The sequence below is a fragment of the Azospirillum halopraeferens DSM 3675 genome, assembly GCF_000429625.1.
In the GTDB taxonomy this organism is placed as follows: domain Bacteria; phylum Pseudomonadota; class Alphaproteobacteria; order Azospirillales; family Azospirillaceae; genus Azospirillum; species Azospirillum halopraeferens.
Genome location: NZ_AUCF01000029.1, coordinates 24,059 through 38,362 on the forward strand (window position 1 = coordinate 24,059; position 14,304 = coordinate 38,362).

Consider the following 14,304-nt stretch of genomic DNA (forward strand, 5'->3'; position numbering starts at 1 on the left):
CGAACGCCGGCGGGAGACCCACCGACGCCCGGTACCGGCGTCCGGGGTCAGTTCCCCTGCATGCCGCCCATGCCGGACATGCCGCCCATTCCGCCCATACCGGACATGCCGCCCATTCCGCCCATACCGGACATGCCGCCCATTCCGCCCATGCCGGACATGCCGCCCATGCCGGACATGCCGCCCATGCCGCCCATTCCGCTCATGCCGCTCATGCCGCCCATGCCGCCCATGCCGGACATTCCGCCCATTCCGCCCATACCGGACATGCCGCCCATTCCGCCCATACCGGACATGCCGCCCATTCCGCCCATGCCGGACATGCCGCCCATGCCGGACATGCCGCCCATGCCGGACATTCCGCCCATTCCGCCCATGCCGCCCATTCCGCCCATGCCGGACATGCCGCCCATGCCGGACATGCCGCCCATGCCGCCCATTCCGCTCATGCCGCTCATGCCGCCCATGCCGCCCATGCCGGACATTCCGCCCATTCCGCCCATACCGGACATGCCGCCCATTCCGCCCATGCCGGACATGCCGCCCATGCCGGACATGCCGCCCATGCCGGACATGCCGCCCATTCCGCCCATACCGGACATGCCACCCATGCCGCCCATACCGGACATTCCGCCCATGCCGGACATGCCGCCCATGCCCTGCGGCATCATGCCGGACATGCCGCCCATCCCACCCATGCCGGACATACCGCTCATGCCCTGGGCGACGGCCACCGATGCCGTGGCCATGCCGGTCACCAGTGCCGCCGCGATCAGAGCGGTGCGCAGACCCTTGTTCATCCGATTCCTCCTTGATGCAGGTTCATTGATTTGGATGCGTGTATCTTTCGCCGGCCGTGCGTGCGGCCGTGCGTTCCGGCGGGGCGCCGCCGAAGTCTCGTCGAGCGGGCGCACCCGCGGGGTAACGGAAGGCCGAGCCGGCCGGAGCCGTTTGCGGAACGCCGAACGTTCGCCGTTGCCTTGCAGTGATCGACCGGCCGGGGCTGCCAATTCCCTCAGGGGGTGTGCCAGCGCCGCAGGTCATAGGGGCCGGGCATGCCCGGCTTCGTGAAGGGCGTGTACCAGTTCCCCTGGTCCTCGAGGAACTTGAGGCTCTGCGGATAAGGAGCGCTGACGCCGCTCAGCGCGCCGGCGTACCACCCCGCATCGCGTGCGATCGCCGCGACGGCCGGGGCACGATCGGGCCGGACCGACGGCGTGGTCCCCGCAATGAATGCCGGTTCCCCTTCCGCCATGGCGGCCGCTCGGGAAGCATTCGCGGCCGATCCCGCAGCAAAAGCGGGAGCCGTCAGACACAAAAGGAGCGCAGATGCCAACGCCAATGGTTGCATCGTTTCCTCGCCGTCCATGAGTCTTGTTCTGTCAGGGCTACTTGGTTCGTGTATGAAGTTATTGGTAACCCCTGATCTTGTGCCGGTTATGCCATTCGGGAGGCGATCATGTCAACTTGGGTGCCGGGGCGGATGACTTGCCTTATGCTTAAGGATGCCTTAACACCCGAGAAACTTTTAGGAAAATCCACACAGTTCGCAGGGCCAATGAATATCGGCAAGTCGTTGATGGAATGCTGAAATCAGAACCGGGTGGTCACATCCGCGGGGTGTGCCACCGGGGCCGCCCCATGCGTTTGCCGACGGGTCCCGGGCGTTCAGCGCACGTGCACGGCGAATTTGTCGCAGATCCCCGCGTGGAATTGGGCGTCATCCGAAGGGCATGACGAGCCGGCCGAGAGAGGGATCGACCGTCGTGCCGGGCGACGATACACATCGTGATGCCTGCTGCACGGCGAAGATGCGCGGGAACGGCCGGCGTTTCCCGCCCGGGCGGGGCCGACTCGGTGTTCGATCGTCGCCGGGCCTTGCCAAGGGGTGAAGCGCGACCCCACTATCGCCCGGTCGCACATGCCAGCCCGCGGACCCTCCATGAAGCCCTCCCGCCGCCCGAAGCCCGCCGCCGGCGTCGATAACCGTTTGGCCCGCGCCGTGGCGCTTCACCGCGACGGCCGCCTGGACGATGCGCGCACGCTGTACGAGGCGGTGCTGCGCGGCACGCCCGGCCAGCCCGATGCCCTGCACCTGCTGGGCCTGATCGACGCGGCAACCGGCCGGGCGGAGGCGGGCATCGCCCGCATCCGCCGCGCCGTCGAGGCGGACGGGCGCCAACCCCTGTTCCACCTGAACCTCGGCCGCCTGCTGGAGGCGGGCGGACATTTTGGCGAGGCCGCCGCCGCCTACGCCGCCGCCGCCCGCCTGGCACCCCTGGAGCCCGATCACCACCGGCTGGCCGCCGCCGCCGCGGCCCGCGCCGGCCGCGCCGACGCGGCGGCGCAGGGGTGGCGGGGCCTGCTGGCCCTCGCCCCGGACCACGCGGAAGCCGCCTCGTGCCTGGGCGACGCCCTGTACGACGGGGGGCGGCCCCTGCCGGCCGCGGCGTGGTACGGCCGCGCGGTGGCGCTGCACCCCGGGCTGGCGGCCGCCGCCTTCAACCGCGGGGCCGCCCTGCGCGACGCCGGCCGTCCGGGGGAGGCGCTGGCGGCCTTCCGCGACGCCGCCGCCCGGGCGCCGCTGCTGGTGCAGGCCCATGAGCAGACCGCCGGCCTCTGCCACGCCGGCGGCGACACCGCCGGGGCCGCCGCCGCCTGCCGCCGCGTGCTGGCGCTGGTCCCCGACCACGGCGAAGCGGCCAAGGTGCTGGGCGACAGCCACGCCGACGCCGGCGCCCCGGAGGCGGCGGTGCGCTGGCTGGCCCGCGCCGTGCGGCTGCTGCCGGACGCCGCCGATGCGCTGCGCCGGCTGGCCGGGATGGAGCACGGCCGGGGCCGGGCCGCCGCGGCCGCGGCATGGTACCGCCGCGCTCTGGCGCTGGAGCCGGCCCATGCCGACGGCCTGTCGGGGCTGGCGGTGGCTCTGGCGGTGCAGGGACGCGACGACGCGATTCTCCCGGCCCGCCGGGCGGTGCGTCTGGCGCCCGGCGACGCCACGGCCGCGGCCAACGCCGGCTCGGCCCTCCAGGCCCTCAGGCGCACTGCGGACGCGCTGCCCCGGCACCGCCGCGCCCTGGCCCTGGAGCCGGCGAACGCCGTCGCCTGGATCAACGTGGGCATGGGCCTGCTGGAGTCCGGTGCGGCGGAGGAGGCGGTGACGCCCCTGGAGCGCGCGCTGATCCCCGGTGCGGCACGGCATGAGGCGCTGGCCCGCTCCAACCTCGGGGTGGCGCTGATGGCGCTCGGCCGCAACGCCGAGGCGGCGGCGCAGTTCCGCGCCGCCCTGGAGCGCGCGCCGGGCGACGCCACCGTCCGGTCCAACCTGCTGTTCTGCCTGTGCTTCGACGAAACGGCCGACCTCGACGCCGTGTACGCCGAACACCGCCGGTTCGAGCGGTTCGTGCCGCCGCCGCCGCCGCCGTCGGCGGCACCACCGTCCGTCCCGGCCGCGGGCGGCGATCCCGACCGGCGCCTGCGCGTCGGCTATCTGTCGCCCGATTTCCAGCGCTATCCCGGCCCCGGCTATCACTTCCTGCTGCCGCTGATCGAAGGCCACGACCGGCGGGCGGTGGAGGTCACCTGCTACCACAACGACGTGCGCCACGACGCCGCCACCGACCGCTTCCGCGCCGCCGCCGACCGCTGGCGCGCCGTGGCCGGCCTCGACGACGGGGAGCTGGAGGCGCTGATCCGCGCCGACGGCATCGACGTGCTGGTGGACTGCGACGGCCACATGTCGCGCAACCGCATGCCCCTGTTCCTGCGCCGGCCGGCGCCGGTGCAGGTCAGCCTGCCCCTCTATCCCAACACCACCGGGCTGTCGGCCATGGACTACCAGCTCGCCGACCGCCGGGTCGCGCCGCCCGGCGCCGACGCCCGCCGGTCGGAGCGGCTGATCCGGCTGCCCGGCTGCGTGCTGTGCTACCGCCCGGCCGAATCGCCCTTCGCCCCGCCGCCGCGGCCGCCGGCGGAGACGGCGGGGGTGTTCACCTTCGGCTCCTTCAACAACATCACCAAGGTCAACGCGCCGACCATCGCCCTGTGGGCGCGCGTCCTGCACGCCGTGCCGGGCGCGCGGCTGCTGCTGAAATGGCGCGGCCTCGACCCGTCCGGCGGCCTCGGCCGGCGCCTGCTGGACGCCTTCGCCGCCCTGGGCGTAGGGCGCGAACGGCTGCTGCTGCGCGGCATCACCCCCGACCCCTACGAGGATTACGTGCGCGTCGACGTGGCGCTGGACCCCGTCTTCGCCAACGGCGGCACCACCATCTGCGACGCCCTGTGGATGGGCGTGCCGGTGCTGAACCGGGCCGGGGAGGCGATGATCTCCCGCTGGGGTGCGACGCTGCTGGGCGCGGTCGGGCTGGACGCGCTGGTGACCGGCGACGACGACGCCTATGTGGCGCTGGCCGTCCGCCTGGCCGGCGATCCCGCCTTCCTGGCGGCGCAGCGCGACGGGCTGCGGGCGCGCGTGGCCGGCTCCGCCCTGATGGACGAGGCGGGCTACGCCCGGTCGGTCGAGGCGGCCTTCCGCACGGCGTGGCGGCGGCGGTGCGCCGGCCTGCCGCCGGCGGCCATCGACGTGCCCGACGGGGCCGACGTGCCCGGCGGGGCCGGGGCCGGGGCGGGGGAGGGCGGGCGGTGAGCGATCCGGTCATCCACGTCTCCTTCCCGCAGCCGCCCGACGCCTATCCGGCGACGCGGCACTGGCACGCCCAGATCAGCCGCTTCGTGACGGAGGCGCTGACCGCCCGCTTCGGGCGGCGGGTGGCCTTCGCGCCGTGGACGGCGCCCCTGGCGCCGCGCGGGCGCGACGTTCTCGTCAGTTTCCTGCCGCACCCGGCCCTGCGCACCTGGAAGCGCTCGGTGGTCGTGGAGAACATGAACTTCGACGTGGACAAGTGGCGCCACGGCGCCTTCCGCCGCCATGGCTACGACGCCCCCCTGGACGCGGTGGCCGAAACCTACCGCTGGCTGGAAGGCCAGTACGCCCTGGTGGTGCTGAGCAACGACGTGGCCATGCGCCGCGTGGCGGCGCGCGACCCGCGGGTCGCCGCCTGCCATGACTGGGCGGTGGCGGCGGTGCGCCACCTGTCGCTCCACCCGCACCCCATCGACAAGGTGGAGTTCTCGCGCCTGCACGGCCGCTTCCCCGTGCCGGACAAGGTGCGGATGCTGGTCTACCACGGCGGCCCCCGCAAGAACTCGGCCGAGCTGGTGGCCACCCTGCGCGACCTGGGGTTCCGGGAGAACGCCGACTTCAGCGTCGTCGGCCACGTCCCGAAGGGCAACGGGGACCTGCTGGCCTTCCTGCGGCAGAATTTCGCGGTGGTGGCCAACACCTCCTTCTCGGAGACCGGGCCGATCAACATGATCGAGTACCTGCTGTCCGGCCACGCCGTGTACGGTCACGACGACTGGTGGGACGGGGCGGGCAATGCGCATTTCTGCTGGTCCTACGACCCGGCGGCGCAGGCGGCCAACCGCGCCGGCCTGACGCACATCCTGCGCGCCATGGCGCCGGCCGACGTGGCGGCGGAGGCGGAGCGGGTGCGCGCCCGCTATGTGGAGCGCACCGACACCGACTGGCCGGCGGTGCTGGTCCCCCTGTGCGACCGCGTCGCCGCCCTGCTGGAGGACGACCATCCGGGGGAGGGCGGGCGATGACGCCGGAGTTGGGGCTGCTGCGCGCCTTCCTGCCCGCCGGCACGACGGTGGTGGCGCTGGGGCCGGGGGCGGCGGCGTGGAGCGCCGGCCTGGCCGCCGACCGCCGCGCGGTCGCCGCCGAGGCGGTGCCGGCGGACCTCGACGCCTGGCTGGCGGAGCGCGGCCTGCGCCACGTCGACGGGCTGCTGCTGCACGGGGAGGGTGCGGCGGCGCCGGCGCTGGCGGGGGCGGCGGCGCTGCTGCGGCTGCGCCGCGTCGACTTCGTCCAGTTCGACCACACGGCGGCAGGGGGCGATGAGGCGGCGCTGTACGCGCGGCTGCAGGCCCACGGCTACGCGCTGTTCCGCTTCGCCGGGCGGAATCTGGAGTTCCGGCGCGAGCCGGCGGCCGGCGGCGATCCCTGCACCCATCTGGCCACGGCGCCGCGCCACTGGAAACGGCTGTTCGCCCGCGACCCTACCATGTTCCGCTACGCCGACCTGTTCCCCCGCCACGGCGTGGTGCCCCGCGGCATCATCCACGCCGGCGCCCACGAGGGGGAGGAGTACGCCGCCTACGCCGAGGCCGGCTGCCGCCGGGTCGTCTTCATCGAGGCCGACCCCGCCATCTTCGCCCGCCTGGCCGCCCGCTTCGCCGGCAACCCCGACGTGCTGTGCGTCAACCGGGCGGTGTCCGACACCGCCGGGCGCGCCGTGTTCCGGCGGATGAGCGGCAGCCAGTCGGGGTCCCTGCTGGCGCCGGCGCGCCACCTCGACCTCTACCCCCACATCACCCCCGCCGGCACCGTGGAGGTGGAGACGGCGCCCCTGCCGGACATCCTGGCCGACCACGGGCTGGACCCGGCGGACTGGAACGTCCTCGCCCTCGACGTCCAGGGGGCGGAGCGGCTGGTGCTGGCCGGCTGCGGCGCCCTGCTGGACCGTTTCGACGCGGTGGTCACCGAGGTCAATTACGCCGAACTCTACGAAGGCTGCGGCCGCATCGCCGACCTGGACGACATCCTGTTCCCGCGCGGATTCGCGCGGGTGGAGGAGGTGAGCCCCCACCACCACGGCTGGGGCGACGCCTTCTACGTGCGGCGCTGACGGCCGCCGGGGGGTCACCACAGCACCGGCCCGTTCCAGGGGTCGAAGGGGACGAGGCGGGCCAGCCGCCGGTCGGGACGGACCATCACCGCGGCCCCCGGGTTGAGCATGGCGGCGGTGACCGAGAAGGAGCTGTTGGACGCCGCCAGCGCGTCGGCCCGCGCCAGCACCCAGTGGTCCACGAAGAACTCCGCCCCCGGCAGGGGCGGCGCCACGTCGGCGGCGCACAGCGGCCGGTAGGCGGCGAAGCGGGCCGCCAGGGCCGGCGCGTCGGTGGCGAGGTAGAGCACCGGCCGGTCCAGCCGCGGCCACAACGCGGCCAGCCAGTCCAGGTACCAGTCCTCCGGCGCGATCCAGAAGCGCTCGCCGCCGAAATCGCCGCGGCGCAGGTGGACCGCCACCAGCGTGCGCCCCCGCCCGCGCACCGCGGCAAGGGCCCGTTCCGCCCGCTCCGCCACCGCACCGACGGGGGTGAACAGGCGGCGCCATTGGTCCCGACCCCACGCCAGCGGCGCGGTGTCGCCGCAGAAATAGCCGGCGACGTCGTGCCCGGCGCAATCGGCCGCGGCGCCGGGGGCGAACAGGGCGCGAAGGTCCAGGTCGTCCTCGTGCAGCACCGGCAGGGGCGGACCCGGCAGCGGGTCGTCGAGGCCGTAGAGGTGGCGGCCGATCCACTCCGGCGTCTCCAGCTCCAGCCGGTGCCGCTCCGCGTACAGGCGCAGGGTGCCGTACTGGAGGAGCTGGTTGCCGAACCGTCCGGCGTGCCCCAGCCCGCCGGCGGCGATCCGCGGCCGGCCCGACGGCGGGCGCGGCGGCGCGGCCGCCCCGGTGGTCCGGCGCAGCAGCAGCAGGGCGCGGCGCGAGAAACCGGTGCCCAGGCCGGGGGTGGTGGCGATCACCCGGTCGTAGGCGGCCAGGGCCGCCGCCTCGTCCCCCAGCGCCTCCCGCGCCGCGCCGTCCAGCAGCAGGCCGTTCGGCAGGCCGGGGATGAGGCGGAGCGCCCGCCCGGCGCAGGCCAGCGCGCCCGCGGCATCCCCCCCGCCCAGCCGGATGCGGCCCAGCGCGCACAGACACTCCGCGTCGTCGGGCCGGGCGGCCAGGGCGCGGCGCAGGACGCCGGCCGCCGCCGCACCGGCCCCCGCCCGTTCCAGCGCCCGGCCGAGCTGGGCCAGCACCGGCCCTTCGCCGGGGTGCAGCCGCAGGGACCGGCGCAGGGCCGCGGCGGCGGCCGTGACCGCGCCCAGCGTGTCCAGCGCCGCCCCCAGGTTCTGCCACGCCTGCGCCGCGTCGGGGGCGAGGGCCAGGGCGCGGCGCGCCACGGCCAGGGCGGGGCGGGGCCGCTCGTCCTCCTGCAACGCGCCCCCCAGGTTGATCAGGGCCGCGGGGTCGCCGGGGTCGGCCACGGCGGCGCGGCGGCCGGCGCTCACCGCGGCGGCGCGGCGGCCGGGGGTGCGCCACGCCGCGCACAGGTTGCCCCAGGCGGCGGCATCGGCGGGGACCAGCGCCAGCACGCCGCGGTAGGCCGCCGCCGCCCCGGCGGCGTCGCCGGCGGCGTGGCGGCAGAGCGCCAGACCCATGCGGGGCGCGGGGTCGTCCGGTTGCAGCATCACCGCCGCCCGGTAGGCGTCGGCCGCCGCGGCGGTGCGGCCGAGGGCGCGCAGCGCCTCCGCCTCCTCCAGCCGGGGGCGGGCCAGGGCGGGGGCGAGGCGGGCGGCATGGCCCAGCGCCGCGGCGGCATCGGCGGTGCGGCCGCAGCGGCGCAGGGCCATGCCGCGGTCGAACCAGGCGGCGACCTCCTGCGGCGCCAGGGCCAGTGCCGGCGCGTACAGCCCGGCCGCGGCGGCGAAGGCGCCGGCGTCGAAGGCCCGGTCGGCCAGGGCGCGCAGGGCCGCGGCCAGGCGCTGCGCCGCCTCCGCCGACGCGGGGTCGAGGGTCAGGGCGGTGCGGTAGCTGGCCGCGGCGTCGGCGGTGCGGCCCAGCGCGTCCTGCACCTTGCCGCGGTTCAGGTGCACGTCGGGGGCGCCGGGGTTGCCGGCGGCGGCGGCGTCCAGATGGGCCAGCCCCTCCGCCGCCCGGCCGGTCTGCGCCAGCAGCAGCCCCAGCAGGTGGCTGGCCTGCGGCTGCCCGGGCACGGCGTCGAGGATGCGGCGGTACAGCTCCTCCGCCTCCGCGGCGCGCCCGGCGAGGTGGTGGTCAAGCGCGACCGACAGGGCTTCGGAGACGGAGGCCATGGCCGCACGATGGCGGCGGCCCCGGATGCTGTCAACGCCGCGTCGTCATGGTAGAGATGGACCGGCACGCCGCACGCGAGGGGGACCGCCGCCATGACCGCCGCCGGGGACGAGGACGACGCCGGCCTCCTGCGCTACAACACGCCGCCCGTCTGGTGCGCCCAGGCGCTGGACCTGCCGGAGGACCATTACCGCCGCGCCGGCGTCACCCGCCTGCACGGCCACGACCGCCTGAACGTGGACGCCCTGCGGCCGGGCGACCTGGTGTTCGTCAAGACCGACGGGATGGAGGTCTTCGCGCAGGTGCTGCCGCGCATCCGGGTGCCCATCGGGCTGGTGACCGGCGTCAGCGACATCACCCCGTACCGCCACGCGGCGCTGGCGCAGGACGAACGGGTGGTGTCGTGGAGCGGCACCAACCTTCCCCTGTGGTCGGACCGGATCATGCAGATCCCCATCGGCTTCTCGGAGCGCGAGCGGCCCCACGGCAGCCGGGCCGCCATTCTCGCCGCGGCCGGCGGCCGGCCGTGGGAGGAGCGCGACGTCGAGGTGCTGCTGACCGCCATGGCCGACACCTCCCCGGAGCGCCGCGCCATCGCGCAGGACGGCGTTACCGTGTGCGCGGAACGGCTGGCCTATCCCGACTACCTCGCCCTGCTCGGCCGCGCGCGTTTCGTGATCTGCCCGCCGGGCAACGGGCCGGACACCCTGCGCGTCTGGGAGACGCTGGCGACCGGGGGCATCCCCGTCGTGAAGTCCGGGCCGCTCGACCCCCTCTACGCCGCGCACGGCTGCCTGATCGTCCCGGACTGGACGGAGATTCCCCGGTGCGTGCGGTCGCGGACCGACGGCCCGGCGCTGCGCGCTCTCGCCGTCGAATCGTTCCGCACGCGGACCGGCCCTTTCTTCGCTGCCCATTGGCGCGAGTGCGTCCTGCGCCACCATGCGCGGCTGATGGCGCAACGGACCGGGTAGGGGGCAACCGCGGCAACCGCGGCGTTGCCGCTCGCCCGTTCCGTCCGCTAGCCTGATCCCCTTGCCCTTCCGGCCGCGGAGCCCTGTGCGATGCTTTCCCCCAACAGTCCCGTCTTCCGTCACAACTACCATGAGTTGGATGACTTCGGCCGCATCCTCTACATGGTCGCCGTGAAGCCGAAATGGGACGCCCGCCGCCAATTCTTCTTCGAGGGCTGCCGCGACCTGGCCGGCCAGATGTACGTGGCGGAGCGCATGGCGCTCTACGACGCCATCCTGCGCCACCGGCCGCGGACCTGTTACGAGATCGGCACCTTCACGGGCGGCGGCAGCACCTTCTTCATCTCCGCCGCCTTCCGGGACCTCGGCGCCGGCCGGCTGGTCACGCTGGAGACGAGCCGCAACCACTACCTGCTGGCCGCCAGCTTCTACGAACAGTACCTGCCCGCCCACAAGGCCCACACCACCTTCATCCACGGTGACCGGCCCGAGCTGTTCCTGCCCATGATCACCGAGGACGGCGGGGTCGATTGCGTCTTCCTCGACGGTGCCGCGGAACCGGCGCAGGCGCTGGAGCAATTCCGCTTCTTCGAGCCCCGTTTCCGGCCGGGCTCGGTCGTCATGTGCCACGACTGGGACCTGGACAAGCAGGAGGCCCTGCGCCCCCACCTGGAATCGCGCCGCGACTGGGTTCAGGAGGTGCGCCTGACCGACCCCGACAGCGTCGGGTTCGTCGTGTACGTGCACCGGCCCGATCCCGGTTGACCCGGCGGCGGAACGGTGCGTCATACCAACGGCACCTGAAGGGTGCCGTTGGTATGACCCTTTCGATCAGTGCCAAGGCATTGATCTGCCGGGTTTCACGGCCGGAAAATGATGGAAGTGATCATTTTCCGGCCGTATCAGCCGCCGTAGGGGCAGCCGGGCCGGCCGCACGCCACCGCCGAGCGGGGCGCCACGTAGGCGCCGCACTCCGGGCATTTCTCCAGGTCCTCGGCCGCGTCGGCGCGGGCGCTGCCCGATCGCGCGGCCGGTCCGGCGGGACCCGCCGGCCGGTGGGGGGCCGGCCGGTCGCCACGCTCGCGCAGGCGGTCGCGCCCGGCCGCCTCGATCCGCTTCAGCCAGCGCCAGCCGAAGAAGACCAGGACGAACACCAGGATGAGCAGGAGGAGCTTGGAGAACGACAGCATGGGCCATGCTTAGGGGTGCGGGCCGCCACGGTCAAGGGGCGAAGCCGGCGGCGGGCGCCGCTTCCGGCCGCAGCGGCTCCCGATTCCCGCCCCGGCCGGCTGGACAAACCGCCCCGTCGTCCCCACGATTTTCCGGGGCGGGAACGCCCGGGCACGGCGGACCCCCGGCACCCGCCGGGACGTTATCCCGCAAGGACACCCCGGCAGGAGACATCATGCTGAACCGCATCCGCGCGCTGTTCGAGGACTGGGACGGGACGCCCGAGGACCGGCGCCGCACCACCCACGGCCAGGACGAGCTGCAGCTCGCCGCCGCCGCCCTGCTGGTCGAGGCGGCCCGCACCGACAACGGCATCCGCCCCGAGGAACGCGCGCGCATCGTCGCGGTGGTGCGCCGCCGCTTCTCCCTGAACGACGCCGAGGCGACGGAGCTGATGCACGCCGCCGAGACGGAAACCGAAGGGACGGCGCACCACTACAATTACGTGCGCACCATCATCGACCACTGCCCCCCCGAGGAGCGGCTGTGGATCATCGAGATGCTGTGGGAGGTGGCCTACGCCGACGGCCACCTCAACGACCTGGAGGCCAACCTGCTGCGCCGGCTCGCCGGCATGCTGGCGGTGCCCGACCGGGAGGCGGGCGCCGCCCGCCTGCGGGTCGCGGAGCGCCTGGGCGTTCAGTGACCCGCAGGGTTGGCATTGGGGTGCGGGATCAGAACCAGAACCGCACGCCGGTCACAAAGGACAGGTTGCCCGCGTCCTCCCCATGGGCGCGGGCCAGGTCGGCGGTTTGTCCGAGCTTGCGCTCCCACACGACCCCGACGTACGGGGCGAACTCCCGCGCGAACTCGTAGCGCAGGCGCAGGCCCAGTTCCACGTCGGTCACACCGCGGCCGATCTCCCGCTCGTGCACGCGCCGGGATGACAGGTTGACCTCGACCGACGGCTGGAGCACCAGCGACCCGGTGATGAGCAGGTCGTGCTCCGCTTCCAGACGGGCGCTGAGCGCGCCATCCTCGGCCACGAAGGCGTGGGCGCTCGTTTCGATGAACCACGGCGCGGTGCCCCGCACCCCCAGCACCCCGTAGGTGGTCTGCGGCCGGGGCCGCAGGTCATGGCGCACACCCGCCTGGACGTCCCAGAACTCCGACACCATGCGGCTGTAGAGAAGGCGGACCTCCGCCTCCTCCACGTCGCCGTCCGTGGTCCGGTGTCCTTCGGAATCGAACCACAGCTTGTTCGTGCCATCCCCGATCCAGCCGTGCAGGCGCCAGTCGACGGTGTTCGCACCGTCGTACCGGCGGTGCTCCAGCCGCTCCACCCGGAGCGTGGCCAGGATCGGCAGCTCTTCGTGGAACCGTTCGGCGTGCTCGGGGCCGGCGGCCCGGACCGGCGTCGCGGCCAGGACCAGGAGCCCGAGGGCGATCATCACGATCTTCATCAGCGGCATCCTTCCAGCATCACAGGCGCGCGGCGCGCGGTTCGACGACGAAGCGGGCCATCATCCCCGACGCCATGTGGTAGAGCAGGTGGCAATGGAGCGGCCATTCCCCGGGCTCGTTCGCCGTCACCAGCACCGACAGGGTCCGTCCCGGCGGAACCAGCACCACATGCTTGCGCGGCAGGCGGCCGGTGCGGCCGTTCTCCAGCTCCATGAACATGCCGTGCAGGTGCATGGGGTGGGCCATCATCGTGGTGTTGATGAAGCGGATGCGCACCCGGTCGCCATAGGCGACGCGGATCGGCTCCCCGTCGTCGAACGCCCTGCCGTTCAGGGTCCAGACGTAGCGGGACATCATGCCGGTCAGGCGCAGGTCGATGACGTGCGCGGGCTCGCGCAGGTCCGCGGTGCGGGTCAGGGATTGCAGGTCATCGTAGGCGAGCGCCTTCGCCCCCGGCGGGGTGGCGGCGTCCGCCCATCCCACCGCCCGTGCGGGGGCCGGGTCGGCATGCCCCGCGGAACCGCCGTGGGCGCCGTGGGCGCCATGGCCCATGGCGGCGTGATCCGATCCGCCATGATCCATGTCTCCATGGTCCATCCCGCCATGGTCCATGCCCATGTCCGCCATGGTCAGCACGGTGCGCGGCCGTTGCTCCGGGATCTCCCCCGCCATGCCCTCCCGCGGGGCGAGGGTGGCGCGGGCATAGCCGGAGCGGTCGATGGGCTCGGCGAACACCGTGTAGGCCCGATCTTCCCGCGCCAGGACGATGACGTCGTAGGTCTCGCCGACGCCGATCCGGAATTCGTCCACCCGGACGGGCATGACGTCCTGTCCGTCCGCGGCCACGACGGTCATGGCGAGGCCGGGGATGCGCACGTCGAAGATGCTCATGGCCGAGCCGTTGATGATGCGCAGCCGCACCCGCTCGCCCGGCCGGAAGAGCCCGGTCCAGTGGTCCCGCACCCCCTTGCCGTTGACCAGGAACCGGTAACCGGTGACGTCGGCGAGATCGGTGGCGTCCATCCGCATCTTACCCCAGGCGAGCCGGTCGCGCAGGGTGGCGGAGAAGCCGTCGCGCTCCGCGTCGCGGAAGAAGTCGACCAGCGTGCGCCGACCGTTGTTGTAGTAGCCCTCGCTGATCCTGAGCTTGCGCAGCACCGCGGCCGGCGCCTCGGCGGTGTGGTCGGACAGCAGAACCACATGGTCGCGGTCGGCCCGCACGGGGTCGCGCCCGGCGGGTTCGATGACGATGGCGCCGTACATCCCCTCCTGCTCCTGGCCGGCGGAATGGCTGTGGTACCAATAGGTGCCGGCCTGGCGCAGGACGAAGCGGTAGGTGTAGGTCTCCCCCGGCATGATCGGGGCGAAGCCGTTGAAGCCGGGGGCGCCGTCCATGACGCCCTCCAGCAGCAACCCGTGCCAGTGGATCGAGGTGGGCTCGTCCAGGCGGTTGGTGACCCGCACCACGACCTCCTCCCCCTCGCGCCAGCGCAGGGTGGGGGCCGGAATGGAGCCGCCGATGGCGATGGCGCGGGTGGTCTCGCCGTCGATGGTGATGCGGGTGCGCTCAACCGCCAGGTCGAGCGCCCGGTCGGCCGCGGCAAAGGCATGGCGGCCGGCATGGGCGGTGACGACGCCGGCCAGGCCCGCCGCCGCCGCGAGCCGGAGTGCCGCGCGGCGGGACAGGGTGTGCGGTTCGCGGTGCATCGGCG

12 protein-coding genes are annotated in these 14,304 nt (G+C 73.9%); 6 read left to right on the forward strand and 6 right to left on the reverse strand.

Going from position 1 to position 14,304, the window contains the following annotated elements; all coding sequences use genetic code 11:
- Positions 1-47: 47 nt before the first annotated feature.
- Both G472_RS40290 and G472_RS34590 read right to left on the reverse strand, forming a co-directional pair.
- Positions 48-914, reverse strand: coding sequence for a hypothetical protein (locus tag G472_RS40290; protein WP_245593540.1), 867 nt, complete (start codon positions 912-914; stop codon positions 48-50).
- 101 nt (positions 915-1,015) lie between these two features.
- Positions 1,016-1,369, reverse strand: a complete 354-nt coding sequence (locus G472_RS34590; protein WP_029009843.1) for a hypothetical protein — start codon at positions 1,367-1,369, stop codon at positions 1,016-1,018.
- A 573-nt stretch (positions 1,370-1,942) separates the two neighbouring features.
- Between G472_RS34590 and G472_RS37455 the strand changes: the two genes are divergently transcribed.
- The 3 genes from G472_RS37455 to G472_RS0120370 are packed head-to-tail and all read left to right on the forward strand — an operon-like array spanning position 1,943 to position 6,752.
- The gene (locus tag G472_RS37455; RefSeq protein ID WP_051341086.1) at positions 1,943-4,645 is read left to right on the forward strand and encodes an O-linked N-acetylglucosamine transferase family protein; all 2,703 of its coding nucleotides are present in this window, start codon (positions 1,943-1,945) and stop codon (positions 4,643-4,645) included.
- Positions 4,642-5,667: a hypothetical protein gene (locus tag G472_RS0120365; protein WP_029009844.1), complete on the forward strand. Its 1,026-nt coding sequence runs from the start codon at positions 4,642-4,644 to the stop codon at positions 5,665-5,667. The genes G472_RS37455 and G472_RS0120365 overlap by 4 nt, the downstream gene beginning before the upstream one ends.
- On the forward strand, positions 5,664-6,752 hold the full coding sequence (locus G472_RS0120370) for an FkbM family methyltransferase (RefSeq protein ID WP_029009845.1): 1,089 nt from the start codon (positions 5,664-5,666) through the stop codon (positions 6,750-6,752). Before G472_RS0120365 ends, G472_RS0120370 begins: the two co-directional genes overlap by 4 nt.
- 14 nt (positions 6,753-6,766) lie before the next feature.
- On the opposite strand, the gene G472_RS0120375 is transcribed toward G472_RS0120370, so the two are convergent.
- Positions 6,767-8,983 (reverse strand): tetratricopeptide repeat protein, encoded by a 2,217-nt coding sequence (locus G472_RS0120375; protein WP_029009846.1) that lies wholly within the window; start codon positions 8,981-8,983, stop codon positions 6,767-6,769.
- Positions 8,984-9,076: 93 nt separating this feature from the next.
- Here G472_RS0120375 and G472_RS0120380 point away from each other — a divergent pair, with 93 nt between their 5' ends.
- Together G472_RS0120380 and G472_RS0120385 are read left to right on the forward strand one after the other, a co-directional pair.
- Positions 9,077-9,958 (forward strand): hypothetical protein, encoded by an 882-nt coding sequence (locus tag G472_RS0120380; protein ID WP_029009847.1) that lies wholly within the window; start codon positions 9,077-9,079, stop codon positions 9,956-9,958.
- 90 nt (positions 9,959-10,048) lie between these two features.
- Positions 10,049-10,723, forward strand: coding sequence for a class I SAM-dependent methyltransferase (locus tag G472_RS0120385; protein ID WP_029009848.1), 675 nt, complete (start codon positions 10,049-10,051; stop codon positions 10,721-10,723).
- Positions 10,724-10,860: 137 nt separating this feature from the next.
- Here G472_RS0120385 and G472_RS0120390 read toward each other — a convergent pair whose 3' ends face one another.
- Positions 10,861-11,148 (reverse strand): hypothetical protein, encoded by a 288-nt coding sequence (locus G472_RS0120390; RefSeq protein ID WP_029009849.1) that lies wholly within the window; start codon positions 11,146-11,148, stop codon positions 10,861-10,863.
- A gap of 215 nt (positions 11,149-11,363) precedes the next feature.
- Here G472_RS0120390 and G472_RS0120395 point away from each other — a divergent pair, with 215 nt between their 5' ends.
- On the forward strand, positions 11,364-11,834 hold the full coding sequence (locus G472_RS0120395) for a tellurite resistance TerB family protein (protein ID WP_029009850.1): 471 nt from the start codon (positions 11,364-11,366) through the stop codon (positions 11,832-11,834).
- 28 nt (positions 11,835-11,862) lie between these two features.
- Here the strand turns inward: G472_RS0120395 and G472_RS0120400 are convergent, their stop codons facing one another.
- Both G472_RS0120400 and G472_RS34600 read right to left on the reverse strand, forming a co-directional pair.
- Entirely contained in the window at positions 11,863-12,591 is a 729-nt protein-coding gene (locus G472_RS0120400) for a copper resistance protein B (protein WP_169732838.1), read from the reverse strand.
- Positions 12,592-12,610: 19 nt separating this feature from the next.
- A complete protein-coding gene (locus G472_RS34600) occupies positions 12,611-14,299 on the reverse strand; it encodes a copper resistance system multicopper oxidase (RefSeq protein ID WP_035693228.1) in 1,689 nt (562 codons plus the stop codon).
- Positions 14,300-14,304 lie beyond the last annotated feature (5 nt).

Coding starts and splice junctions, on each gene's coding strand:
- G472_RS0120375 (WP_029009846.1), bottom strand. CDS start 8,983: ATGGCCTCCGTCTCCGAAGCCCTGTCGGTCGCGCTTGACCACCACCTC.
- G472_RS0120370 (WP_029009845.1), top strand. CDS start 5,664: ATGACGCCGGAGTTGGGGCTGCTGCGCGCCTTCCTGCCCGCCGGCACG.
- G472_RS0120395 (WP_029009850.1), top strand. CDS start 11,364: ATGCTGAACCGCATCCGCGCGCTGTTCGAGGACTGGGACGGGACGCCC.
- G472_RS0120400 (WP_169732838.1), bottom strand. CDS start 12,591: ATGAAGATCGTGATGATCGCCCTCGGGCTCCTGGTCCTGGCCGCGACG.
- G472_RS34590 (WP_029009843.1), bottom strand. CDS start 1,369: ATGGACGGCGAGGAAACGATGCAACCATTGGCGTTGGCATCTGCGCTC.
- G472_RS0120390 (WP_029009849.1), bottom strand. CDS start 11,148: ATGCTGTCGTTCTCCAAGCTCCTCCTGCTCATCCTGGTGTTCGTCCTG.
- G472_RS34600 (WP_035693228.1), bottom strand. CDS start 14,299: ATGCACCGCGAACCGCACACCCTGTCCCGCCGCGCGGCACTCCGGCTC.
- G472_RS0120385 (WP_029009848.1), top strand. CDS start 10,049: ATGCTTTCCCCCAACAGTCCCGTCTTCCGTCACAACTACCATGAGTTG.
- G472_RS0120380 (WP_029009847.1), top strand. CDS start 9,077: ATGACCGCCGCCGGGGACGAGGACGACGCCGGCCTCCTGCGCTACAAC.
- G472_RS37455 (WP_051341086.1), top strand. CDS start 1,943: ATGAAGCCCTCCCGCCGCCCGAAGCCCGCCGCCGGCGTCGATAACCGT.